This window comes from Anaerolactibacter massiliensis (assembly GCF_900290205.1).
In the GTDB taxonomy this organism is placed as follows: Bacteria; Bacillota_I; Bacilli_A; order Erysipelotrichales; family Erysipelotrichaceae; genus Bulleidia; species Bulleidia intestinalis.
Genome location: NZ_OLMH01000001.1, coordinates 145,103 through 167,252, shown reverse-complemented (window position 1 = coordinate 167,252; position 22,150 = coordinate 145,103). Strand labels below are relative to the sequence as shown.

General features: G+C 47.4%; 23 protein-coding genes and 1 other annotated feature. Of the genes, 10 read left to right on the top strand and 13 right to left on the bottom strand.

The window, feature by feature from the left end; genetic code table 11:
- Positions 1 to 242 precede the first annotated feature (242 nt).
- From C7E00_RS00890 to C7E00_RS16715, 3 genes are all read right to left on the bottom strand, one after another.
- Positions 243 to 935, bottom strand: a complete 693-nt coding sequence (locus C7E00_RS00890; protein WP_105302488.1) for a LytR/AlgR family response regulator transcription factor — start codon at positions 933 to 935, stop codon at positions 243 to 245.
- A gap of 216 nt (positions 936 to 1,151) precedes the next feature.
- On the bottom strand, positions 1,152 to 2,423 hold the full coding sequence (locus C7E00_RS00885) for a DDE-type integrase/transposase/recombinase (protein WP_105302487.1): 1,272 nt from the start codon (positions 2,421 to 2,423) through the stop codon (positions 1,152 to 1,154).
- Positions 2,424 to 2,508: 85 nt separating this feature from the next.
- The gene (locus tag C7E00_RS16715; protein WP_105302486.1) at positions 2,509 to 2,946 is read right to left on the bottom strand and encodes an accessory gene regulator B family protein; all 438 of its coding nucleotides are present in this window, start codon (positions 2,944 to 2,946) and stop codon (positions 2,509 to 2,511) included.
- Positions 2,947 to 3,046: 100 nt separating this feature from the next.
- On the opposite strand from C7E00_RS16715, the gene C7E00_RS16710 reads away from it, so the two are divergent.
- From C7E00_RS16710 to C7E00_RS00860, 5 genes are all read left to right on the top strand, one after another.
- Positions 3,047 to 3,214, top strand: coding sequence for an AgrD family cyclic lactone autoinducer peptide (locus tag C7E00_RS16710; RefSeq protein WP_135358121.1), 168 nt, complete (start codon positions 3,047 to 3,049; stop codon positions 3,212 to 3,214).
- A 358-nt stretch (positions 3,215 to 3,572) separates the two neighbouring features.
- Positions 3,573 to 4,364, top strand: a complete 792-nt coding sequence (locus C7E00_RS00875) for a hypothetical protein (RefSeq protein WP_105302485.1) — start codon at positions 3,573 to 3,575, stop codon at positions 4,362 to 4,364.
- Positions 4,361 to 4,978 carry a hypothetical protein gene (locus C7E00_RS00870; RefSeq protein ID WP_105302484.1) on the top strand — a complete coding sequence of 206 codons (618 nt, stop codon included), beginning with the start codon at positions 4,361 to 4,363 and terminating at the stop codon, positions 4,976 to 4,978. Before C7E00_RS00875 ends, C7E00_RS00870 begins: the two co-directional genes overlap by 4 nt.
- Positions 4,965 to 5,600: an ATP-binding cassette domain-containing protein gene (locus C7E00_RS00865; protein ID WP_167836406.1), complete on the top strand. Its 636-nt coding sequence runs from the start codon at positions 4,965 to 4,967 to the stop codon at positions 5,598 to 5,600. The genes C7E00_RS00870 and C7E00_RS00865 overlap by 14 nt, the downstream gene beginning before the upstream one ends.
- Positions 5,588 to 6,289 (top strand): hypothetical protein, encoded by a 702-nt coding sequence (locus C7E00_RS00860; protein WP_105302482.1) that lies wholly within the window; start codon positions 5,588 to 5,590, stop codon positions 6,287 to 6,289. Before C7E00_RS00865 ends, C7E00_RS00860 begins: the two co-directional genes overlap by 13 nt.
- Before the next feature lie 109 nt (positions 6,290 to 6,398).
- Here C7E00_RS00860 and C7E00_RS00855 read toward each other — a convergent pair whose 3' ends face one another.
- From C7E00_RS00855 to metG, 5 genes are all read right to left on the bottom strand, one after another.
- Positions 6,399 to 6,683 (bottom strand): winged helix-turn-helix domain-containing protein, encoded by a 285-nt coding sequence (locus C7E00_RS00855; RefSeq protein WP_105302481.1) that lies wholly within the window; start codon positions 6,681 to 6,683, stop codon positions 6,399 to 6,401.
- Positions 6,684 to 6,685: 2 nt separating this feature from the next.
- Positions 6,686 to 8,152, bottom strand: a complete 1,467-nt coding sequence (locus C7E00_RS00850) for a hypothetical protein (protein WP_135358120.1) — start codon at positions 8,150 to 8,152, stop codon at positions 6,686 to 6,688.
- Positions 8,145 to 9,029 carry an ABC transporter ATP-binding protein gene (locus C7E00_RS00845; RefSeq protein WP_167836405.1) on the bottom strand — a complete coding sequence of 295 codons (885 nt, stop codon included), beginning with the start codon at positions 9,027 to 9,029 and terminating at the stop codon, positions 8,145 to 8,147. The genes C7E00_RS00850 and C7E00_RS00845 overlap by 8 nt, the downstream gene beginning before the upstream one ends.
- Positions 9,016 to 9,381, bottom strand: coding sequence for a GntR family transcriptional regulator (locus tag C7E00_RS00840; protein WP_105302478.1), 366 nt, complete (start codon positions 9,379 to 9,381; stop codon positions 9,016 to 9,018). The genes C7E00_RS00845 and C7E00_RS00840 overlap by 14 nt, the downstream gene beginning before the upstream one ends.
- Before the next feature lie 190 nt (positions 9,382 to 9,571).
- Positions 9,572 to 11,521, bottom strand: coding sequence for a methionine--tRNA ligase (metG, locus tag C7E00_RS00835; RefSeq protein ID WP_105302477.1), 1,950 nt, complete (start codon positions 11,519 to 11,521; stop codon positions 9,572 to 9,574).
- A gap of 41 nt (positions 11,522 to 11,562) precedes the next feature.
- Positions 11,563 to 11,770 (bottom strand) — a binding site (T-box leader).
- 242 nt (positions 11,771 to 12,012) lie between these two features.
- Between metG and C7E00_RS00825 the strand changes: the two genes are divergently transcribed.
- The 4 genes from C7E00_RS00825 to C7E00_RS00810 all read left to right on the top strand — a co-directional run bounded on the left by C7E00_RS00825 (position 12,013) and on the right by C7E00_RS00810 (position 16,036).
- The gene (locus tag C7E00_RS00825; RefSeq protein ID WP_105302475.1) at positions 12,013 to 12,213 is read left to right on the top strand and encodes a cold-shock protein; all 201 of its coding nucleotides are present in this window, start codon (positions 12,013 to 12,015) and stop codon (positions 12,211 to 12,213) included.
- Between the two features lie 112 nt (positions 12,214 to 12,325).
- Positions 12,326 to 14,260, top strand: a complete 1,935-nt coding sequence (locus tag C7E00_RS00820; RefSeq protein ID WP_105302474.1) for an IS3 family transposase — start codon at positions 12,326 to 12,328, stop codon at positions 14,258 to 14,260.
- A gap of 13 nt (positions 14,261 to 14,273) precedes the next feature.
- Positions 14,274 to 14,714, top strand: coding sequence for a hypothetical protein (locus tag C7E00_RS00815; RefSeq protein ID WP_105302473.1), 441 nt, complete (start codon positions 14,274 to 14,276; stop codon positions 14,712 to 14,714).
- Between the two features lie 20 nt (positions 14,715 to 14,734).
- Positions 14,735 to 16,036, top strand: coding sequence for an IS3 family transposase (locus C7E00_RS00810; protein ID WP_105302472.1), 1,302 nt, complete (start codon positions 14,735 to 14,737; stop codon positions 16,034 to 16,036).
- A gap of 253 nt (positions 16,037 to 16,289) precedes the next feature.
- Here the strand turns inward: C7E00_RS00810 and C7E00_RS00805 are convergent, their stop codons facing one another.
- The 3 genes from C7E00_RS00805 to C7E00_RS00795 all read right to left on the bottom strand — a co-directional run bounded on the left by C7E00_RS00805 (position 16,290) and on the right by C7E00_RS00795 (position 19,554).
- Positions 16,290 to 17,555: a coiled-coil domain-containing protein gene (locus C7E00_RS00805; protein WP_105302471.1), complete on the bottom strand. Its 1,266-nt coding sequence runs from the start codon at positions 17,553 to 17,555 to the stop codon at positions 16,290 to 16,292.
- Positions 17,556 to 17,627: 72 nt separating this feature from the next.
- The gene (locus C7E00_RS00800) at positions 17,628 to 18,632 is read right to left on the bottom strand and encodes a hypothetical protein (protein WP_105302470.1); all 1,005 of its coding nucleotides are present in this window, start codon (positions 18,630 to 18,632) and stop codon (positions 17,628 to 17,630) included.
- Positions 18,633 to 18,639: 7 nt separating this feature from the next.
- A complete protein-coding gene (locus tag C7E00_RS00795) occupies positions 18,640 to 19,554 on the bottom strand; it encodes an ROK family protein (protein ID WP_105302469.1) in 915 nt (304 codons plus the stop codon).
- Positions 19,555 to 19,626: 72 nt separating this feature from the next.
- On the opposite strand from C7E00_RS00795, the gene C7E00_RS00790 reads away from it, so the two are divergent.
- Positions 19,627 to 20,022, top strand: a complete 396-nt coding sequence (locus C7E00_RS00790; RefSeq protein WP_105302468.1) for a hypothetical protein — start codon at positions 19,627 to 19,629, stop codon at positions 20,020 to 20,022.
- A gap of 58 nt (positions 20,023 to 20,080) precedes the next feature.
- Here C7E00_RS00790 and C7E00_RS00785 read toward each other — a convergent pair whose 3' ends face one another.
- Together C7E00_RS00785 and C7E00_RS00780 are read right to left on the bottom strand one after the other, a co-directional pair.
- On the bottom strand, positions 20,081 to 20,794 hold the full coding sequence (locus C7E00_RS00785) for a CHAP domain-containing protein (protein ID WP_105302467.1): 714 nt from the start codon (positions 20,792 to 20,794) through the stop codon (positions 20,081 to 20,083).
- 127 nt (positions 20,795 to 20,921) lie between these two features.
- Complete coding sequence (locus tag C7E00_RS00780; protein ID WP_105302466.1) at positions 20,922 to 22,130, bottom strand: MalY/PatB family protein; 1,209 nt, start codon at positions 22,128 to 22,130, stop codon at positions 20,922 to 20,924.
- Positions 22,131 to 22,150 lie beyond the last annotated feature (20 nt).

Genomic DNA, 22,150 nt, shown 5'->3' with positions numbered 1-22,150 from the left:
GCATTGGCTGAATCGTTTTTTTGAAGCCGCAAGCAAGCACATGATTCCGGCCCCATCCACAATTAGCTGATAAAATCCAAGTGTAATCGATACTCGATTTGCATATTGCACGAAAATGAAGGTGAAAATCCAGTATATTCCGCATGGGATAAGTTTCTGCCTGGAGGAGCTATCTGAAACACGATAAAACAGGGCAGCGAATAGGAACGTCTCATATAAATTGATCACCGTATTAAAAGCATTCATAATCTGCTTGCCAGGAATTGATCGAACTTCTCCAGAACTGCTTTTTTCCTTGATCTGGAGATCTGAAGTTTTTTCCCATTACTCAATATGCAATCCATCCCGCTGACATCCTGCACATAGCTGAGATTAACCACACAGAATTTTGAGATCTGAATAAACTGATCAGATGGGAACTGTTCTAATGCTGACTTCAGTGTTTTTCGTGTCTCTATTTCTTTGCCATCCTGAAAGGTAATCGTCAGATTATTTCCTGAAATTTCCAGAAATAAAATCTTTGCCAGCGGAATACGACGATTATCATTCACCTGAAAAATGCCGAGATAACATGTTCTGAAGTATTTATCAAATGCTTTTCTGAGATCTTCTTCCAGATGATCTTTCCTGACAAAATAAAACGTGTTGATTTCAAACGCACTGAATACGAGATCATTGTGATTGGTACAGAAGATCATTTTGCTGAACGGATAAGATGCCGACAGCTTCCTGGATAACTCAAATCCGGATATCTCCGGCATATCAATATCGATGACATAGAGATCAAACGGCATCTCCGGAAGTAAATCCGAACTCAGAAATGAGGAACAGCTAAATGGAATATTTTTCTTTTTCGAAATCGAATTGATCTTTTCATTGATTATTTCAATATCATTCTTTTCATCATCAATGATTGCGACTTTTAAAGGCTCCATCTCACTTATTAATCCCCTCTTTCTGTAATAATACCTGAATCGCTGTAATAGTGAGCAGATATACCGCAATTCTTACAAAGATTCTGTCATAAAGTGATAGTATCGCCATCATAAATGGAAGTATCAGAAGCAGAATTGTTTTTCCTGATAAACCTGGAACATGTTAAGATTTTTTTAAAATGTCCCATCTTGTTATAAAGCTTTTATATATCACAATCATTTGTTTTTCTCCTCCGCCATCTCATTGAGAACTTTCTGAAGTTCTTTCTCGTTATTTACTGAATAGATTCTGTCGCGCTTCCGCTCCCCAACCTTCATGCATGTGTAATGCTTTCCGTATCTTTCAATGTAGATCTCTTCTGTGATCGCATCTTCATAAACTGTAATACTCTGCTTCTGATTGAAGCGGACTACCTCTCCATCGCTTGTAACTGCTGTATACAGACTGTTTCCCATTGAGAATACGTTGTTCCTGATCTGCCTCGGATACTCAGCTCTGAAGATTTTCGAATAGTTGAAGTCAGCAGGTACTGGGCGGAACAGATCGTTCGGATCCTTCACCGGATATGAGAATTTCATATTCAGATAGAGCCGATATTTCCTGTTGAACCAGTCATTCAGAAAGTCGTAGTTATGAGGAATCTTCCATCGAATCAAATCATTCGGAAGCCTCATCTGCGCGGTGCCGTTATAGCGTTCCACACGCTCCTTTGCCTGGGAAGAATTCGCAAAGATCATCGTTACTCCCAGCTTATCCATCATTCTGGCAAACTGTGTCGGTGTACCTGCCTTAACGCTGCGAAACACTGAGAATTTATCCGAATACAGCGCTTCCGGAATACCGTAATTCTCCAGAACAAGCTTCATCATACGGGCATATCCGCGTGCACATTCTTCAGGCATGAAGTATCCTGCAAGCACTCTGGTACTGGCATCATCCACAGCCAGATGCAGTACATAGTCTCTTCCGTCGTTGAACCAGTCGTACGGAGTTCCATCAATCTGGATCAGTTCTCCCATATGTGCTCTTGGAGGCCTCGTTGAATGCGTGACGCGGGAGCCATCCATTCTGATCGGTTTATCTGCAGGGGACTTCCATCCTTCTCTGACAAACAGTTCGCGGAACCAGGATCTGCTGCGTTCCTTCAGCCCATACTTCACCACGTCAGCTTCCATATCTTTGTTTCTGATGACGTCTTCCAGATAGATATCTCTGAATTGTGCTATGGTGATTGACGGATACGTCTTCTTAAGTTCCTCAAGGTACCTGATCTCTTGGTCGGAGGCAGTGGTTGCCGGCTTTCTTCCGGTATTGCCGTGAGTTAGGATAGCGGACGTATCCTTTTCCTTTCTCTCGGCAGACAATCGTTCAATCTGCTTCCTGCTGTAACCGCATTGATCAGCTATCCACTGGCATGTAATCTTAGGGTTTGAATCCCTCTGCTGCAGTAATTCCAGAGCCTTGACTTTGTCTTTGATCTTCTTCATCTGGATCACCTCCAGATGAATGCATTAGTTCGGAAGAGACATGAAATCAATGGGACATTTTCATTTGATCACGTGTGGGACATTTTCATTTAACTATGACAGATAAACCTGGAACATTCAATTTCAATCTTATGGATTGTCTGAATGTCTTTCCCTTTCTGCTTTCTTTTGCCAGGAAGCAGAAAGAAGCAACTCCAAAGCTTGAAATAAAGCATATCTGATTGATTAGCCGAACTGATACCATGCATGCATAATATATTATCAGTCCTGTGCAGACACATCTCGGCAATGTTTTTGCATGCATCCCGCCAAAATAATGCCGAAGCGCAGAAGAAAGCAGGATATAAAACGCCACCGTACCTGTTGTATTCAAAATGAAAGACAATACAAGGATAGGAAAAAAATCAGCCGCATCACATAAGACTACTAGGATCCTTCTGAATAGATTCTCTCTATCAGCATCACTCAATTGCAGCTGTGAATCGATTTGATCCGCGATATGGTCTGCCAGTTTTTCAATCATTGATTTCAGTTTAACAGACAGAGTAAACCGTTCATCACGTTTTTCGCCATTTCATCACAAGCCATCACTGAAGTCAGTTTTCTCAATTATTATTTAAATTATGAAATCCATTTCAGCTTATTTATTTTCACTAATAGCTCACTTTATGATCTTCGTTGGAAAAGCTGAATCCGCCTCGCTTTCCTTCCACGGTTATTATCAGCCAGACTTCCGGAAATATCGAAAAACGAAGATACAGGTACGCCTTAAGAACGTTGATCCTAGCTGAGCTAATATTATGTCAGTTTATTACAGAATCACATTACCTCTGGCTTGCGTATTCTGCTTTTACAGTGCATTCACATATATGGAGTCACATGAAGGCATTATTTGAAAGGATGTATTTTCCTTACAAGTATAGATAGGCCTTTTCATGAAACGGTATGGGATATCGGCTGATTCAGACATGATCATTCCTATCGCAAGCACCGATATCCTTTTTCTGAAGAGGGAGGCCTATTCTCATGAATGCACTCAATCCTTCAGATGAAAAGAACACCTGATCATATAAAACAACTTGCGGCAGAAAACGTTCTTAGAACTTCAGAAACGCATGCTGCCAGGATCTGGTCTGGAAAGGAGCACTCATGTCTCATTCAAAAAAAGAGAAACGAGCTTTACGTCTTGCAATTATCATTTCAGCCGGATTCATTGCTCAGTGGATCATGATTCTCGACATGAAGAAGAAGTATGGGGCACAGTATATCAGAATGTTTGACTGGTATATCCTCAATTATTCAGCAGCGAATCTGATTCCTAACTTCATGATCTGGGGGATTCCCCTGCTATGCGGATTTCTGAATGGGAATATGTTTGCGTTCTATCGTCCTTCTGCCCAGTATCTGTTTGTGCGAACTCCTCAGAAACCTTTCCTTCTCCGGAAAAGAAATGAAGTAATCAGAAATACCGCTCTGGATGTGGTTCTGTTTTTTCTGAGTGCGGCTGGATGTCTATTTATTACGATGAAGTCCGCCGATCCATCGATGGCAGCGGTGGTATCAATTCCTTCTTCCAGAGTCGAGTTTTCTCTGGCCTATTTCAGTCATCCTTTTATCTTTATCAGCTACTACGTTGCAGTGATCTGCATTTACAATATTGCATTCTCTCTCTGCGGGTTTCTGATCTCGACCTATTCTTCTAACGGTGTCCTGATCCGCTGTGCTCCATTTCTGGTCATGATTCTCGATTCGATTATCGCCACCTCGATTTCTGGAATCGGAACATTGGTGAATTATTCGGATTCTGCTCAGATCCTTGCCAGAAGCAGTCCGCTCGGATTTGCAATGGATAGTCTGTTTCGTCTTCTGATTCCGATTCTTCTTGTGGTTCTGCTATGCCGTGTCATTCGCAAGCGGTCAGACCAGGACATCGCGATATGAAATGGATTCTGAAATTCAGGATGACCAGGATCCTCTTGCTATGCAATCTGGTACTGATCGCTTCCGTATTGATTCCAGGGTTAAGTTCTCCGGTTGCTGAAATGATCTCGATCTATTACACCGAGAGCATCTTCACGCTGATCCCGATCCCCATGATGATCATCAATGAGACGTCTGCCTATCGTTTAACACACTCACAGTATGTCCATGTACGCATGCATGGAAAGCGTGATACCATGTTTACCATGGTGGAGCTGGATCTGCTGATCTGCTTCTTGTATTTTCTGATCAGCTTCATTCCTCTGCTGGTGTTTGATCTTTTTGCAGGCAGTATCACCAATTGGTCATTCTGCATGATGAAGATTCTGCTATGGTCATGTTTCTGGACACTGCTGAAAGATTTTCTCTTCTGCATGTCTGGCAGATACGTCAATGCACTGCTGATCACTCTTACAGCAGAATTGTTTCTGCGGATTCTTTCTGCATTTATCGAAGGAGTCAATCTATTCGAATACACCCCGCTGTCTCTTGCAATGCTATGCGGGTGTCTTGGCTTTGCAATTGCAATCATTCTGAATGCCGGAAAAGGAGGTAGCGAGGATGCCGGAGATTGAGATCTGCGGACTATGCAAAGGATTCAATGGGCTTGTCATATTCGACCATGCAGACATGCATGTGACAGGCGGAAAGATCATCGGACTGACTGGTCCGAACGGAAGCGGAAAGTCGGTTCTGCTCAAATGCATCTGCGGCCTTATGACTCCGGATGCTGGCAGAATCAAGATTAATGGAAAGCCTGTTCTGCGCACGGACGTCTATCAGAATAATATCGGCGTCAGTATCGAAAAGCCTTCTTTCATTGAATCATTTTCCGGATTGGAGAATCTGAAATATCTGGCAGGATTCCGCAAAAAGGTCACAAAAGAAGAGATGCTTCAGTGGATGAGGACTTTCGGAATCTATTCAGCAAGAAATATGCCGGTCGGAAAGTATTCCCTTGGAATGAAGCAGAAGCTTGCGATCATTCAGGCAATCATGGAAGAACAGCAGATTCTGCTTCTGGATGAGGTTTCCAACAGTCTTGACAGAAAATCAAAAGAATTGCTGATGAGCCTTCTGATGAAGCTGAGAGAGGAAGGAAGACTGATCCTCTACGTCAACCATGACGCAGCAGAAGTTGAAATGCTTTCTGATGAAATCTACGAAATCGAGGAGCATCATATATGCCGCATCTGAAAAAGCTGAAGTATGCATGGCTTCTGCTGTTTCCTGCGTGCAGTATTCTGTTCGGAAGGATTCTTTCAAAGGAGGTCAGGCCGCAAGCAGAAATCACAGATGATCTGACTATTTCCGAATCTCTGAATGTGCTGGGCACAGCTGATTCTCTGCTTCGCAACCCTGAAGAATATGCAGGCTTATTTGATTCTGATGGTACAGTAATACGATTTCGTCCGCTATCCTTCAGAACTGCCGGACGTTCGATTCTTCTGAAAGTTCAGGTTGAACAGATTTATGAAGGAACTCTGGATAAACAGGAAATTGAAATTGTCCAGGATTGCAGCATTTCTGATCTGAACTCTGATGGTCTTTCTCTTACCTGCAATTCGGGATGTCAGAAGCTTCTTGAAATCGGCGCAGAATATATCGGTGATATCAAAGGCAATTCGCTCAGCAGTGTCTATACTTTCACTACTGCGGATTTCAGCTGCTGGAAGATCTCTGATGCCTATCGGGAAGAACCAGCCGCACTTGAGATGGAGATTTCTTCTATTTATGACCCTGTTCTCTACCAATTTGACACTCCCGAACTGAAAGAATTTCTGCAGCAGATCTATCCGGATGAAGAACCCCAGGAAGTGGTCAGTCGGCTGAATGACGCACAGCAGGTTTCTTATAACCGGGCAATGATGCTTGCAGAATCTTAATGGATGAATAATCTCACGCAGAAAAAGCATCGGACAGACCAGTTCATATAATCTGCCCGATGCTTTTCTGCTGGCAAATCGTTTGCAGGATGATCTGCCTTCTTCCGGATCAGGGATGATACAGATACCCCTTGCCCCAGGCCATCAGGATATGTTGCGGACAATCGGGATCCTGCTCAATCTTTGCACGCAGATGACGCACATGGACATAGATCGTTCCTCTGCATGCATAGGGCTCCTGGGCAAAGACTTCGCGGTAGATCTGCTCACTGCTCACGACACAGTCCGGGTGCGCCATCAGCACCGACAGGATGCCGCACTCACTTTTCGTCAGATGCAATGCCTCGCCATCCGCATAGACAATCCGGTCTCGTTGATTCAGACGAAGATTCATATTTACTTTCCGATCAGCTCACGATATTCATCGAGCGTAAGCTCTTTCTCCATACCCGAGGAATAAGAATACTGATCGATTGACAGGGTGCCGTACTTTGCCAGTGTGCAAAGATCATCGATGGAAAGCGCATCTGCCGCATTGATGTCATAGGTCCAGCTTCCCTCATCTGTTTCAATGGAGAGCGTGCCATAGCTGGAGAACTGATTCTCCAGATCGTCTTCCTGTTCTTCCCTTCTGCCGTAAAATTCATCGATGCTTTTCTGACGCAGCTTATCTAACATTTCTGCGGCCTGTGTATCGCTGTCATCAACCTTCAGATCTATTTCCAAAGTTACGCTGCCTTCATCATCATCGTTCCACGTATAATAGGAAATCGACTGTGCATTGCTGTAATCAATCGGCCGCTCTGCCATGAAAAATCCTTTCGTCTGCCAGCCGATGCCAGCGATCGCAAATGCACTCGCCGTCAGAATCAGAAACTGGATGATCATCTTCCAGTTCGGCCGGATCGTTCTCCGATATACAAACTGCGAGACCAGGAATGCCGCAAAGATCAGGATAAACATCATGAATTCCACATCGCCTCTGAACGTGCCTGCTGCCAGGATCAGAAGACACAGTGCCGTATAAATCCGGATCACCAGCGGATATGCAAGAGTATTGTCTGAAAGCTGTTCAGCCCGCTCAAGTCTGCGGTCAAGATAATTTGCCTTCAGAAGGAGAATGGAAACCAGCAGGAACCCGATGAGGATCAGTGTCCGAGGAAGCAGGGAATCCTGCCCAAGCACATTCAGATTTACCGGCAGTGCATCTGAAATAGCACTGCTCACCAGACTGCCTGTTGTGTAGACTGGTGACAGCCAGCTGATCTTCTCCAGGTCAGGAGTGCTGAGCCCTGCCACAAGGCTCGAAAACACATTTCCTGCCGTCAGCATGATCATCACCGGCAGAAAATGATACGCTCCCAGCATGACCACTCCATCCAGTGCATTGTTGGCAACCAGATATAACCCGGTATTGAACAATAGCAGGACCGCACTTCCCAGGGCCATCTCTGCTAGTGCAATCAGATAGCCAGACAGATACAGCTCCCCGTGTGCCAGCCCGATGATCGCTGGAATAATTGTTCCAAGGAAAAAGAATCCGAAACAGACAAGGAAGGCAGCAGTCATTGACGTTACCAGCATCTCTTTCCGCGTATAAGGAAGAGCTCCGTAGACATCGCAGCTCTTCTTGGTGTGCATCCAGGTGAAGAGATAAATGGGAATGCCGAACGTCAGCAGAACGCTCATGACCATGCATGCCGTAAACGTACTGGACAGAATCGAATTCATTCCGTGATCCGGTGCATAAAGAGACGGACCTGTCATGAAGGAAGACAGCGCAATCGTCATGTAGAAGATAAAGAAGAACACCAGCGGCACCCGATGATACCGCACAAGAAATCGGAAATAGCTTTTATTCATGATGCTCTCCCTTCTTTTCCACTTCATAGATAAACAGTTCTTCAAAGCTCACCGGCAGCACATCGATCAGCACCGGCTTCAGCGCTTCGATCTTCTTCTGAACCTCACTCTGACTGCCCCGGATGACCGCCTTGACGACACGCCCTTCAATCTCCAGATGCAGCACATCCAGATCCTTGAATACATCTGCCGGCACATTGCCAGCAAAGGCAGCCTGATATTTATTGATATTCTCACGGGAAGCGATCAGGTCTCCGTACGTGAGCATCACACCATCTTCCAGAATGCCATAGCTGTCGCAGATGTCTTCCAGTTCCCGCAGATTATGCGACGAAATGATTACCGTCAGTTTCTCATCCTCCACCAGATCTGCAAGAATCTGCTTGAAATGCAGCCGGGCAATCGGCTCCAGACCATCGTAAGCCTCATCCAGCAGCAATAGCTTCGGATGCGTGCAAAGCGCAAACAGCAAGGCTGCTCTTCGCTTCATCCCTTTGGACAGGTTCAGAATCCGCATCGATGGATTCAGCCCGAAGATCTCACAGTACTTCCGGAATGACGCCTCATCGAACTGATAGAGTGAAGCATAGAAATTCTTCATCGACGTAATCGTCGCCCCGATCGGATAATAAGGCTCATCACTGACAAAGGAGATGGATTGGCGGATATTCGGATCCCGGAATGTATCATGGTCATTGAAAGAAACGGTACCTTGATCTGCTTCATAGACACCGGAGATCAGTCTCAGCAGCGTGCTTTTGCCTGCCCCGTTGACCCCGACGAGGCCAAAGACGGAACCTTCCTGTACGGCCAGATTCAATCCTTTCAGAACTTCAGTTGTTCCGAAGTTTTTATATACATTTTCAATTTTCAGCATCTGTCTTCTCCCCATATGCAGCATCTGCGCATGTCAGAATCGTCTCTTTTGCGATTCCTTCCTCTCTCCACTGTTTCATGACAGCCATTACCCGATCATCGATCATCCGTGTCTGCTTCACTTCTGCCACATAAACCCCTTTCTTCGGGATGTTATTGACATAGCCATCCTGCTCGAGCTTTGCATAAGCCTTGGCAACGGTATTAGGATTAATCCCGTTATCAATCGCCATCTGCCTCACCGATGGCAGCCGATCCCCAGGTGCCAGCACACCCGTTTCTATGAAACGCATGATCTGTGTCTCAATCTGTTCAAAGATCGGAACTTTGCTCTGAATATTCAATAAGAACATGCGGCCTCCCTTCGATCATCTGTCTTATCTGTACTATCTGATTGAACTGTACCATCTGTATTATCTGATGTCAACAGGAACAGAAAAAGCCGGATTCACAGGAATCATGACTTCCCGCAAATCCGGCTTCTTTTTTTTCGCAGATAACACCTGATCAAGTGCACTGTTCAGAAATTCTGAACAATTCGTTTTACTGAATTCTTGTGCCCGGCTCAAGACCGTTTACTTCGACGACTGCAATCTCGTCTTTGTTCTTTCCTGCCAGCAGCATTCCCTGGCTTTCTACCCCGCGGATGACTGCAGGCTTGAGGTTGGCAATCACAACGATGCTCTTGCCGATCATCTGGCCAGGCGTATAGCTTCCGGCAAGACCCGATACGATCTGACGGATATCGCCATTGCCAAGATCTACTTTCTCGATCAGCAGGGTATCAGCCTTCGGATGCTTCTCACAGGAGAGCACCTTGCCTACTCTTAAATCGAGCTTGCCGAAGTCTTCCATGGCAATTTCCGGCTTCTTTTCAGTCTCTGCCTTCAGCTTGCGCATTGCTTCCTGCTGCTTCTCTTCAATGACCGCAACCTTGGCCATGACTTCTTTCTCATCCAGTCTCCGGAAGAGAATTTCCGGAGTCGGAGTCACGGAGATCAGAGTCTCCATCCGGCCCCATTCCTGAATGGAATCATAGTCACGCTTCTGCGTATTCAGCTGATCAAGAATCTTCTCGCTTGTCTCCGGGAGATACGGTCTCAGAAGAACTGCAGAAATACGGATGGCTTCAAGCAGATTGTAGAGCACCGTAGCCAGGCGGGAAACCTTCTCGGAATCCTTAGCCAGGCTCCATGGCGTGGTTTCATCAATATACTTGTTGCTGCGATTCAGCAGCTCGAAAATCGCATCGATCGAATCAGCCACTCTGAGCTCGCTCATCTTGGCATCAACCGTCTTCACGGTTTCCATTGCTTTCTGCTTCAGTTCCTCATCCACCGGTTCAGAAACACCAGGATTCGTCACCTTGCCATTGAAATACTTGTTCTGCATGGAAATCGTGCGGTTGACGAGATTGCCCAGGTTATTAGCCAGATTGGAATTGATCCGGTCAATCATCAGCTCATAGGAAACATGACCATCCTGAGCAAACGGCATCTCATGCAGCATGATGTATCTCACCGCATCAACACCGAACAGATTTACCAGATCATCTGCATAGATGACATTTCCCTTGGACTTCGACATCTTATCCGAGCCAGTCAGCAGCCACGGATGACCGAATACCTGTTTCGGCAGCGGTTCGCCAAGTGCCATTAACATGATCGGCCAGTAGATGGTATGGAAGCGGATGATATCCTTTCCGACCAGATGCAGATCTGCCGGCCAGTACTTCTTGTAGAGCTCAGTATATGGCTCATCCGGATCATAGCCAAGACCGGTAATATAGTTGGAAAGCGCATCAATCCATACATAGATCACATGCTTCGGATCAAACGAAACCGGAATGCCCCACGTGAAGCTGGTTCTCGAAACACAGAGATCCTGCAGACCCGGCTTCAGGAAGTTGTTGATCATCTCGTTCTTGCGGCTCTCCGGCTGAATGAACTCCGGATGATCTTCAATATACTGAATCAGTCTCGGCGCATATTTGCTCATGCGGAAGAAGTATGCTTCTTCTTCCATCGGCTTGACATCAGAACCGCAGACCGGGCACTTTCCATCTGCCGTCAGCTGGCTCTTTGTATAGAATGCCTCGCACTCCTGACAGTACATTCCCTTGTACTTGCCTTTGTAGATATCACCCTGGTCATACAGCTTCTTGAAAATATGCTGCACCGACCGCTCATGATCCTCATCCGTCGTGCGGATGAACTTGTCATAAGAGAGATTCATGACATCGAACTGCTGACGGATCTCTGCAGATACTTTATCCACGAACTCTTTCGGGGATACGCCTGCCTGCTTTGCCTTCTCTTCTACTTTCTGACCATGCTCATCTGTTCCGGTCTGGAAACGGACATCATAGCCGATCTGCCGCTTGTAGCGGGCAATGGAATCTGCCAGTACGATTTCGTAGACATTTCCGATATGCGGTTTGCCGGAAGTATAGGCAATCGCAGTAGTAATGTAATAAGGTCCCTTATTCTCCATGGTTTCCACCTCCCTGGAATTTCAAAAAGAAAAACGCCCTGCGAAAGGACGCCTTGCACGCGGTACCACCTTTGTCTTGCCTGATTGCTCAGACCACTCCATGCGCGTTAACGGGCAATCCCCGGACTCTGCTCTTCACAGAATCAGCTCCAAGGCCATCTTCATCCGGATTCCTGCCGCAGATTTTCACCAGATTTCTGCTCTCTGGAAGACCTTCTTCCGGACTACTCTTCTTTTCGTCGCTTTTCGTGAAAATATTATAGTAAAGAAACGCTCCTTTGAAAAGATACGAGACGCCGAAAACCGCATAGGAATGTAATTTTTTTCACTTTCCCTCTATGAAAAAACACTTGTATGTCTTTCAAAGAAATGTTAAATTAATAACTGTATTCAAGCTCAACCAAGATTTCATGCAGAAATCGAAGTTCGATTGAAGCATGGAATTTTTGTTTAGAGGCCGAGTACAATTGAAAAGGAGATTTTTTAGAGTAATGGCTACAGGCAAGGTAAAGTGGTTCAATGCAGAGAAGGGATACGGCTTCATCACAACTGATGATGGCAAGGACGTATTCGTTCATTATTCTGCAATCCAGGGCGAAGGCTTCAAGACTCTTGATGAAGGACAGTCTGTTCAGTTCGACATCACGCAGAGCGACCGCGGCCCGCAGGCTTCCAACGTTGTGAAACTGTAAAGATAAACATCGCGCAGAAGAAGAAAAGAGACTGTGACATCATGCTAAAGTGGTCCCTGTAGAAAGGACAGCACTCTGACAGTGCTGAGGTCCTCCTGCAGGGGCCATTTTTATGGGCAGAAAATCCAGAAAACGCAATCCTAAAACTGATTATGTATTCTTCTCTCCAGAGGAAATCCAGATTCTCCAGGCTAATCCGAATGTGAAATTCATCCGGACGAATCACATCGCATTCACCTATGAGTTCAGATGCCGGATGTATGACTGGTATGTCTCTCATCACGAGATCCGCAAGTTCCTGGAGAACAATGGAATCTCCACGAAAATGATAGGGAACCAAGTGATTAAGAAACTGACTGAGAATTTCAGAAAACATGGTCACCCCACCAATGGAAATGGGCCTTCGATTTCTGTTTCTGCGCCGAAGCTTTCAGAAGAAGAAATCCAGCTGCTCATTGACACCGGAGTATTCGTCAGAGCTCGTGGCGGCATCTCTTTTTCAGATGCGTTCGTTAAAGAAGCGATAAGGAGATATCCTGGCACTGACCTTAGAACGCTTCTGAAGGAGCACGGCATTGATCCGAACCGGATCGGTTATCAGAGAATCCATAGGCTTAAACTCCTTCTGGAAGGAAAATTACCTGTTACGGGTAAATTTTTCCGTTCCGATGAAGTGATTTCTGAACTGAAGAGCTGTTCCTGGGTCAGAACAGTCACCCGGAAAAAACTTTCCCTCCGATCAGAATTCTATGAATGTGCTTATCTGATCAGAGACCTTCCGATTCTGGATGTAATGCAGGTATTTGAGATTCCTGCAGACTTGCTCAGCGCGGGAGAACTGATGCGGATTCGATATAAGCTTCTGCACTGGAAGCCGGATCGTGTTAACAGAAAGGTTCATCTTGCCGCTCTGGATCTCAGCACCGCGAAGAAACTGTGCGAGCTGATGGAGAAGATGGAAGAGAGAAAAATGAGTGAGCTAAGAGAAAGCCTTCGTATTACTTCTCCGGAGACTCTCCGGAAAGTGTGTGATCTCATTCATGATCAGGTGAAAGCCTTCCCTTACGTCAGAGGATTCTCGATCAGCGGTGCGTGCAGAATCCTCGGCTTCAGCCACTCTCGCTTCTATCGTCTGAGATACTATGTTTCCAACGGAAAACAGCGTCAGGATGAGAAAGACATTGAACGGATCAGGAAAGTGATTGAATACCGCGGATATCCGAAAGGAACCCGCATGGTGACCATGATGATGCCGAAGCTGCAGAAGACGGTCATGAACCGCAAGAAAGTTCAGAGGCTGATGAGAAAGGCCGGACTGCTGTGTACGGTCAGAGCACCGAAGAAATCCAGGCAGGCAGCCAGAGAACTGCTTCAGAGGAACCGGAAAGAGAATGTGCTGAAGCGCAGATTTCGTCTTGGGAAACCTTATGAACAGGTCATGACAGATGTCACCTATATCAAAGACTGCCGGGGAAATACTTCCTATTACTCTCCGATCAAAGACAGTGTTTCCGGCCTGATTCTGTCTTCTGCAGTAAGCGATACACAGGATCTGAACCTTACTGATGAGATGCTGAGCGGAATCATGAAAGATCAGGATCAGAATACCGTCTGTTCGACAGGAATGGTATTTCATTCCGATCAGGGGGCACTGTATCTTTCCGATGCGTTTCAGAAGAAGCTGAAGAAGATGGGATTCGTTCAGTCCATGTCACGGCGTGGAAACTGCTGGGATAACGCATCCATGGAATCCTTCTTCGGGCATATGAAAGATGAAGCTGACTTCTCCGATGCCCATGATACGTCTGAGATCCGGCAGAAAATCAATGACTACATTGACTATTACAACTTTGAACGGCCGCAATGGAACCGCGGCAGAAAGACACCGATGGACTTTGCCGTCTATCTGAACAATCTTTCTGAGCAGGAATACCAGGAATACCTTTCCAGGGAACAGGCAAAGTATGACCGCATGATGGCCAGGTCTGCAGAAAAGGCACGGAAGCACGCTGCAGATCTTGGTGCTGTGATACCATCGGAATCATAGAGAGGTAATAGAGATGGGTAAGAAGAAAACGAAGTATTACGAGAAACGCAGTGCCATTCAGGAAATTGCAGAGAAGAACGAATACGTGAAGGACATTCACGGAACGAATCTGATCTACAAGACGGAGTTCTATATCAGGATGTGTCAGCAGATGAACAAAGGAATGACGGGAGTGGAAGCTTATGAATCACTCGGCTTCCCGGTAAAGGAACTGGGTACTGATCGTGCAAACAGTGCTGCCAAGCGTGCCAGAGAGATGGAGAAAGACGGATCGTTCGTTGATCCTTCCAGATTTGACGGGAGTATTCCCCGTGATGAGATGGGAGATCTGACGCCGGAGGAAGAAGCCGCTTATTACAAAGCACGGACAGCTTATCTGGAAGCACTGCTCGAACTGGAAAAAAAAGTACACGAACTATTGGCGGAGACGAATACATCATCGAATCCGAACTGAAGAACCATCAGAAGTTCAGAATGGTGTATTACACTCTTCAGAAGCAGGAGACTCAGCCAGCAGGACATGTTCATCAGTTCTCGGCATCAGATCTGTTCCGGATCTTCGGCTGCAGTTCCAGCGGCTATTACAGCTGGAAGAAACGATTTGAGAATCCTGTGGAAACGAAAACGCAGAAAGAAGACCGGGAGATCAAGGAGAAGATGATCTCAATCATCCATAAGCACTGCGGAATTCCCGGAGCGCGGACCTTCCGTACTTACCTGTGGCGTGATTACGATCTCAGGGTGAGCAGAAAACGGATCACCAGACTGATGAAAGAAATGCGCATTACCGCATATGTCCCTCATAAAGATGCCTATAAGGGACAGGCAACTCATTTCCATCCATGTGATGCCAAGCAGAACTATGTCGATCGTGACTTCGGTGACAGCCCGCGGAAAGTGATCCTGACAGACATTACCTATCTCTACTATGGAAGTAATCGCGAGCTCTGCTATCTGTGTGCGTTCAAGGATGGATTCACGAGGGAAATCCTGGGATCAGCAGTAAGCAGGCATATGGATGTCTCTCTGGTTACAGAAGCCTATCACCGTATGATGGACCAGCATCGCAGCGAACTGAATCATCCGGACGCTCTGATTCATTCCGATCAGGGGAGTCAGTACCTGTCCGTTACCTTTCAGAAGCTGCTCGAAGATGACGGCTTCGTGCAGTCCATGTCCAGGCGAGGGAACAGCCAGGACAACGCACCGATGGAATCCTTCTTCGGAAGAATGAAGTGCCAGCTTCTGAAGCTGATCGAGATGTGTCCGGACTATCAGACAGTCAGAGATCTGATTGCAGGCTATATGCACCACTACAATGAGAAAGCTTATCAGTATGATCTTGCCGGTCTTACTCCTGCGGAGTTCTATCAGTACAAGACTACAGGAGTCTATCCATTAGATAACTACTACGGTATCGCAGGAGATCGGATGAGGCCGGTTGAAAGCCTGGTAGAGGATCATCTGAACTATCTGAAGAAGAAGCGGGAAGAAAACGTTCAGAAGAAGAAGGAAGCAGAAAAGAAGCTCCTTCCGATGCACATCATTGCGACAGATCAGAAGAAGCTGAAGAAAGAAATTCAGAAACTGAATACGCTCATTGAAGACTCCAATGAGGAAATCAGAGAACTGGAAGCACTTCTGGAGCGAGTGAGAGCAGCAGGAAAAGCTTACGAAACAGCAGATGAAGAACTGAAGAAGAAGCTTGAGAATCCGCAGGAATGGAAGAACACACCGCCATTTGACTACGTCACAGAAATGGACGCTCTTTACTGATACAGGCACAGAAAGAATAGAGCAGCTTACTTCCCCTGGCCAGAAGATGTTTTCGTCATGCGCAGAATGAATCATCCGAGCACTGATGATCCGGAAACATCTCTCTGAAACCTGCTGAATACAGAAAGAAGACAGCTATGATTCAGCTGTCTTCCGTCTTGATCAATGCATGTGACCCTCAGAAACCCGAACTGTCAGAAAACTGTCCTTGACAACGGGGCCACTTTATGCCGCAGTCTCTTTTTTGTTCTTCTCAGAGCTGAATGATCTTCCGGAAACACTCCTCCGGATCTCTGAAGTCAGAAGTGCACAGAATCCCGTACTTTGCCTGAGGATCCATCTCTCTCAGCCACTTCAGTGCAGCCGTTCCGGAAGCACACAGCATCTCTGAAGCAAAGAACAGAGACTCTGTCATCTCAGCCGTTGCAAGCATGCCGCAGAACTGGTACTTCAGCACCTTCGACTCTGCCCGCCATGCGTGCAGCAGCTTCACTGCTTTTTCATACTGATCCTGCTCTGCCTGTTTCCGTGCTTTCTCAGCTGCCTCCGCTTTTTTCTGTGCTCTGCCGATCTTCAGATCCATCGAGTCTGTCTGCACATTACTCTGCTGCAGCATGAATGTTCCCGACGCAAGATCGCTCTTTGCGGATTCCAGAGCAGCTTGTGCCTGGTTCTTCTCCTGGGTCAGGTTCTCCTGTTCGTGCTGCAGTGCTTCCTGTTCCTGTTTCTGATCTGCTTCCTGCTGATTCAGCTTCTGCTGCTCCGCTTCTAACTCCAGGCGAATCCGTTCCTGTTCCGCCATCGCTTCTTTCAGTTCTTTCCGCCGCTGTTCGATTTCACGGACATAGTCCCGGTGAAACAGATGATCGCGGAAACGGACCGCTTCTTTATACTGATCCAGCTGTTCCGAGTATTCTTTCGAAGAAAAGCCGCATTCACTGATCTTCTTCTCATTGCGAGACTTTTCTTCGCCAAGCTCCGTCAGCTGGCGGATCAGCTCTTTCTGCTTCGCCGCATTTTCCTTTGCAGCCTTTTCATAGTCCTCCAGCATGCGCGTGCTGGACTCTGCCCGGCGGGCACGCAGGGCATTTTCTCTTCCGAGCCAGTCATTCTGCAGCTTCACGCTGCGGCGGGCTGCCTTCAGCCGGTGGACAAGCTTATGACTCTCTTCCTGCTCCCTGGCACGCTTCTGAAACACCCGTGTCGCGGCGAGATATTCCTTCTTCGCATCCGAAAACGATACTTCTGAAGTCTCTTCCTGGATCTTCGCGCAAAGAGAAAGCATCTGCTCTTCTTCGGAAACCGGAATCGCCTCGGCTCCCATCGTCTTCTCCAGGTCCGGCTTTGAGGCAAATACCGCAATAATGCCCCAGTGTCCAAGACAGATCACGCCATTCTCATCATATAGATCATCCGGTTTCGCAAGCCGGCTGAGCACGTCGGCTTTGCGGATCGTTTCTGAAACTCTGTATCTCTGAATGGTCTCTGCAGCCATTCTCTGTTTATCTGTTCTGTTCATGTGTCACGCAAGAATCATATCACACGAGACCTCTCTGATTGAAACAGACCTCATCTAGAGGTCTGTCTGTGTTTATTTTTCTGCAGTTCTCAGCAAGACATGCGAATCACCTTTGATCCAGTAGGTACCATCGGAATACCAGGTTGTTCCATCCACGTCCCTGGTGTCTGCCACATACACATAGATCCCGGCATTGAACCGCATATAGATGCTGCCATCATCCGATGCCCGATAGCGCACCGGCGTATCATTCAGAAGCACTTCCAGATACTGCAGCTGATCCGGGCGGTTATCTCCAAGCTCTTCCGCTTTCTTCGCCGCATCCGCATCGGCATGTTCCTTGAAATCTGCCTCTGCCTCGGATTCTTCCGCATAGACATAGACTGCTACCGACTCCAGCTGATCATTGCGATCATACGTCAGCTGCCGGTATACTGTTCCATCCGGATAATATTCATACACGCTCCGGCTCTTCGAGCTGCCATAAGCCGGATTCGATTCCGAAGCCGCCTCAATGATCAGACCATCTGAAGTCTTGGTATACGTCACCGTGCGATCCGTGGAATTGATCGGAAAATAGATCGGATAATCATAATCCCGGCTCAGCGTGACCACCGCCGGCGTCACCCCCGTATATACCTGAATCTGCTTATCATTTTCGTAGTAATACTGTGACTCGCTCTCTTCATCCCCTACCTGGCTGTACCAGCAAAGAATTCTTCCCTGATCATCAAAGATCAGCTTCGTGACAGAACCTCCCTCACTGACCCAGGTCTGGGCGTTTCCTTCCGTCTTCACATACCAAGTCTCATTCTGAGATGCCTGGCCGCTGCCCATGGACCATGAACGGATCTCTGACAGTGTCAGATCGCTGACCGAACTGGAATGATCGACATCAAGTCCCTGCTCGATGGTCTCATCATACCCGAGATCGCTGTAAATCTTCTCGACGGTCACGACCGGTGCCGATGTCAGAGCCGGCTGGCTCGTGGTGTCTTCTGCTTCAGAAGACGAACTGCCGCAGCCTGCAAGCATGATGCACGCTGCCATCAGGATAATGCTCTGTCTTGTTTTCATAATCCCCTCACTGCTGATCAAGATAGAAATTCAGCGCCCCGATCAGGTTTGCCTGGTTGCCATATCTGCATACCGTAACCTCCGGCTTGCTGCAGGGAATCCAGGAACTCTCTGCAAAGAGTTCATCCAGATATGCCCGTATCGTTTCTGTCACTTCCGGTTCTGCACTGATGCCGCCGCCGATTGCAAACCGCTGCAGCTCCAGCATCGACTGCATGGTGAAGATCCCCGCAGCACACTGCTGTGCAAAGTCCCGGAATACCTCGGCCGCATCAGCATCTCCAGCCTTGAGATCCCGGAAAAACCGTTCCCCATCCATCTCGGTTTCCGGAATGCCCTTCTTATCTGCAAAGTGTACCGTCAGGGCGTGTGCCGAGCAGTTTCCGCCCCACATACTGGTATACAGTTCTCTGTTTTTCTGAAAGATTCCTCTGAAATCCGTCGGCAGCCAGCTCAGCTCGCCAGCCCCGGAATCGCTCCCCATCCAGACCTTATGATTCAGCACGATGCCGCCGCCGATCCCGGTGCCGAATACGATGACAGCCCCGTTGGCTACGTCTTTCAATGATCCGGATTCCGCCTCGGCATATGCTGCGCATTTGCCATCATTCGCAATGACCGCAGGAACCTCGAAGATCTCTTCAAGAAACCGTTTCATATCCGTGCCATCCAGCCGATGGTAAGCTCCGGCAGTCACGCATCGGCCTTCTTTGGTATTGATCTTTCCAGGCATCGAAACCGCCAGCCCTTCGTACTGTCCGGCATATTGATTGCGAAGCTCCTTCAGCTTCTCTTTCAGACCGTCAGCGCTTTCCGTATCCGTCTCATGCCTGCCATAGTCTGAAAGAAAGCTGCCCGACTCACTGAGCAGTGCATGCTTGATGGATGATCCCCCGAGATCCAGGGTCAGTATCTGCTTCATGGTTCCATCATACCACGGAACATGAAACTCATCGTGCTACAATGTGATTGAGATTCAGGAGGATTTCTATCCATGAAAGAGACAAATATCATACAGGCAGACGACTCCTACACATACCTGTACCCTGCTGCAGACCTATCTCATGAAGACATGCTCGGCTGTGTCTGGGACATTCTGAAGGACGATGATATCAGCAGCCATGGCGTGATTCTCTTTCTGAGAAATCACTACACTCCGATGGAAATTCCGGTACTGCCCTCCCGGGACACCTTTATCTCCCGCTACCGCAGTCTGGATCTGTCCTGCATCACGGCCATCATGGAATACCATGGCGACCCGATCATGATCACCTACCGGGTTGATGATCATACTCTCGCAGTGGTCATTCCTGCTGCCTTCCGCGAAACGATCGATGATCTTGAAAAGAATGTCATCCCGGACGTCCTGGACCATAATCCGAAGAACTGACTAACAGAAAAGGCGATGATTCTATCACCGCCTTTTTCAGTTCTTCAGTTTTCTGATATCAGTACAGCTTCAGCTTTTCGGAAGAAGTCTGCTGCTTATCTTCCGCCTTTACTTCTGCAGCTGCCTGCTGATCTTCTTTCTTCGCGGTCTCATCAGACTGCGCATCATCGACTCTGACAACATCCTTCTCAATCTCTGTCACTTCATCTTCGGTAACAGAAACTGCGGACTGCTCCTGAGGCTGCGTTGCCTGCTGATAAGCCTTTGCGATCGCAGCCTGGTCATCCCAGCTGATCGCAACCGGAGTATAGCCATCGGTCGGGATATAGATATACCCAAGGAAGCCCTGACCGCTTCTCGAACTATTCGCTGCAATCCAGCCTTCGTTATAGCCGCCGAGGAATCCGCCTTCCTGCATGTAGAGCATATTCGAATCCGCATCATACTGCGTGATGTAGACGACATGGCTTGTCCAGACACCGACACTGTTAGCACGCGGCGTCTGAGAGACTTCATATCCCATCATCATCGCGTTGTAGAACCATTCTCCGGCATTGCCGAGAGACGGAAGTGCATATCCGGTAGATTGATATACCAGCTGCCATGCAGACCATGTGCAGTTGGACCATCCGCCGTAGTAAGGATTGCCTGCTGTATAAGTAGTGATTCCATCTCCTTCTTCAGCGTTGATGAACGCGAAGGAAGGCTGCGTACCCGCCAGGAGGAATAACGAGATTCCTGCGGCGATAATTGTCTTCAGGAGCTTTTTCATACACCAGTAGTTTTAACATAAAGCAATGTAAGCGCGCAACATCGCATTATGTGAAAATACTTTCATATTCTCTCTTCCACAAAGTTATTTTCATTTGTTTCATAGAGAGAATGTACCCTGCTGATGATTACTTCGCGTTGAATACGTATCGATCCAGACGATTAAATGCCTCTTTTACCCGGCTGGTCGGCAGCGCCAGATTCATGCGGATCCCATACGGATCATGGAACGGTCTGCCATCCTGCCAGAGAACGCCATACTCCACGCCCTTGCGCTGCAGCTGCTCGATGGTCATATTGTGCTCCTTGCACCAGTCTTCGCAATGCAGGAACAGCATATAAGTTCCTTCCGGCTTGGACAGCGTGACTCCCTGGAATTTATCCTTGATGAAGTCATAAGCGAAGTTGACATTGTCGCTGAGCACGGACTTCAGTTCATCCGTCCACTCCATGCCCTCATCCTTGTAAGCACCGATCAAGGCATGCATCCAGAGTACATTCATCGAATCATAATGACACAGCGAAGACTCCTTGTTGACCCGATCTCTGAGCCATGGGTTGTAGATGATGTCATACGAACCCACCAGACCAGCAAGATTGAACGTCTTGCTCGGCGCATATTCTGCGGCCGTATGCATCTTCGCATACTCATTGACTGACTGGGTCGGGGTATGGACATGCCCATTCAGCATCAGATCGCTCCAGATCTCATCAGAGATCACCCAGACCTGATGTCTCTCGAAGATTTCCATAGCCTTGACCAGTTCTTCCTTCGTCCAGACTCTTCCGCACGGATTATGAGGATTGCAGATGATTGCCGCATGGATATGCTGTTCGGAAATCTTCTTTTCCATATCTTCATAATCCATGCGCCAGACACCATTCTCATCCTTCACCAGCGGAGAAAGCACCATATCATAGCCATTATTCGTCAGTGCATGCGTGAAGCCGATATACGTAGGGCTGTGCAGAAGAACTTTATCACCCTTGGAACAGAGCACATTCAGAGCACTCACGACCCCGCCAAGCACGCCATTCTCGTAGCCGATGTTCTCAGGCTTGATGCCTTCCACATGATTGCGGACAGAATGCCAGCGGATAATCGACTGATAGTACTCCTCCGTCGGGCTGAAATACCCGAACGCAGGATGCGCAACCCGCTTCTGCATCTCTTCCAGAATCGTCGGGCAGGTCGGAAAGTTCATGTCGGCAACCCACATCGGAATCCGGTCGAATCCCTCTCTGGTCTCGCCCTGAGGTCCTCCTTTTTCCGGAACATCTACAGCGATGCTGTCCTTGCCATGCCGGTCCATAATGCTCGTGAAATCGTATTTCATATGATCCTATCCTTTCCTTT

Excerpts from the sequence above, each read along its gene's own strand:
- C7E00_RS00865 (WP_167836406.1), top strand. The coding sequence starts at position 4,965 with ATGCCGGAGATTGAGATCTGCGGACTATGCAAAGGATTCAATGGGCTT.
- C7E00_RS00840 (WP_105302478.1), bottom strand. The coding sequence starts at position 9,381 with ATGTTCTTATTGAATATTCAGAGCAAAGTTCCGATCTTTGAACAGATT.
- C7E00_RS00800 (WP_105302470.1), bottom strand. The coding sequence starts at position 18,632 with ATGAAAACAAGACAGAGCATTATCCTGATGGCAGCGTGCATCATGCTT.
- C7E00_RS00850 (WP_135358120.1), bottom strand. The coding sequence starts at position 8,152 with ATGAATAAAAGCTATTTCCGATTTCTTGTGCGGTATCATCGGGTGCCG.
- C7E00_RS00825 (WP_105302475.1), top strand. The coding sequence starts at position 12,013 with ATGGCTACAGGCAAGGTAAAGTGGTTCAATGCAGAGAAGGGATACGGC.
- C7E00_RS00875 (WP_105302485.1), top strand. The coding sequence starts at position 3,573 with ATGTCTCATTCAAAAAAAGAGAAACGAGCTTTACGTCTTGCAATTATC.
- C7E00_RS00805 (WP_105302471.1), bottom strand. The coding sequence starts at position 17,555 with ATGAACAGAACAGATAAACAGAGAATGGCTGCAGAGACCATTCAGAGA.
- C7E00_RS00860 (WP_105302482.1), top strand. The coding sequence starts at position 5,588 with ATGCCGCATCTGAAAAAGCTGAAGTATGCATGGCTTCTGCTGTTTCCT.
- C7E00_RS00810 (WP_105302472.1), top strand. The coding sequence starts at position 14,735 with ATGGTGTATTACACTCTTCAGAAGCAGGAGACTCAGCCAGCAGGACAT.
- C7E00_RS00890 (WP_105302488.1), bottom strand. The coding sequence starts at position 935 with ATGGAGCCTTTAAAAGTCGCAATCATTGATGATGAAAAGAATGATATT.
- C7E00_RS00870 (WP_105302484.1), top strand. The coding sequence starts at position 4,361 with ATGAAATGGATTCTGAAATTCAGGATGACCAGGATCCTCTTGCTATGC.
- C7E00_RS00885 (WP_105302487.1), bottom strand. The coding sequence starts at position 2,423 with ATGAAGAAGATCAAAGACAAAGTCAAGGCTCTGGAATTACTGCAGCAG.
- C7E00_RS00845 (WP_167836405.1), bottom strand. The coding sequence starts at position 9,029 with ATGCTGAAAATTGAAAATGTATATAAAAACTTCGGAACAACTGAAGTT.
- C7E00_RS16715 (WP_105302486.1), bottom strand. The coding sequence starts at position 2,946 with ATGATTGAAAAACTGGCAGACCATATCGCGGATCAAATCGATTCACAG.
- C7E00_RS00855 (WP_105302481.1), bottom strand. The coding sequence starts at position 6,683 with ATGAATCTTCGTCTGAATCAACGAGACCGGATTGTCTATGCGGATGGC.
- C7E00_RS00780 (WP_105302466.1), bottom strand. The coding sequence starts at position 22,130 with ATGAAATACGATTTCACGAGCATTATGGACCGGCATGGCAAGGACAGC.
- C7E00_RS00820 (WP_105302474.1), top strand. The coding sequence starts at position 12,326 with ATGGGCAGAAAATCCAGAAAACGCAATCCTAAAACTGATTATGTATTC.
- C7E00_RS00785 (WP_105302467.1), bottom strand. The coding sequence starts at position 20,794 with ATGAAAAAGCTCCTGAAGACAATTATCGCCGCAGGAATCTCGTTATTC.
- C7E00_RS00815 (WP_105302473.1), top strand. The coding sequence starts at position 14,274 with ATGGGTAAGAAGAAAACGAAGTATTACGAGAAACGCAGTGCCATTCAG.
- C7E00_RS16710 (WP_135358121.1), top strand. The coding sequence starts at position 3,047 with ATGAAATCCATTTCAGCTTATTTATTTTCACTAATAGCTCACTTTATG.
- metG (WP_105302477.1), bottom strand. The coding sequence starts at position 11,521 with ATGGAGAATAAGGGACCTTATTACATTACTACTGCGATTGCCTATACT.
- C7E00_RS00795 (WP_105302469.1), bottom strand. The coding sequence starts at position 19,554 with ATGAAGCAGATACTGACCCTGGATCTCGGGGGATCATCCATCAAGCAT.
- C7E00_RS00790 (WP_105302468.1), top strand. The coding sequence starts at position 19,627 with ATGAAAGAGACAAATATCATACAGGCAGACGACTCCTACACATACCTG.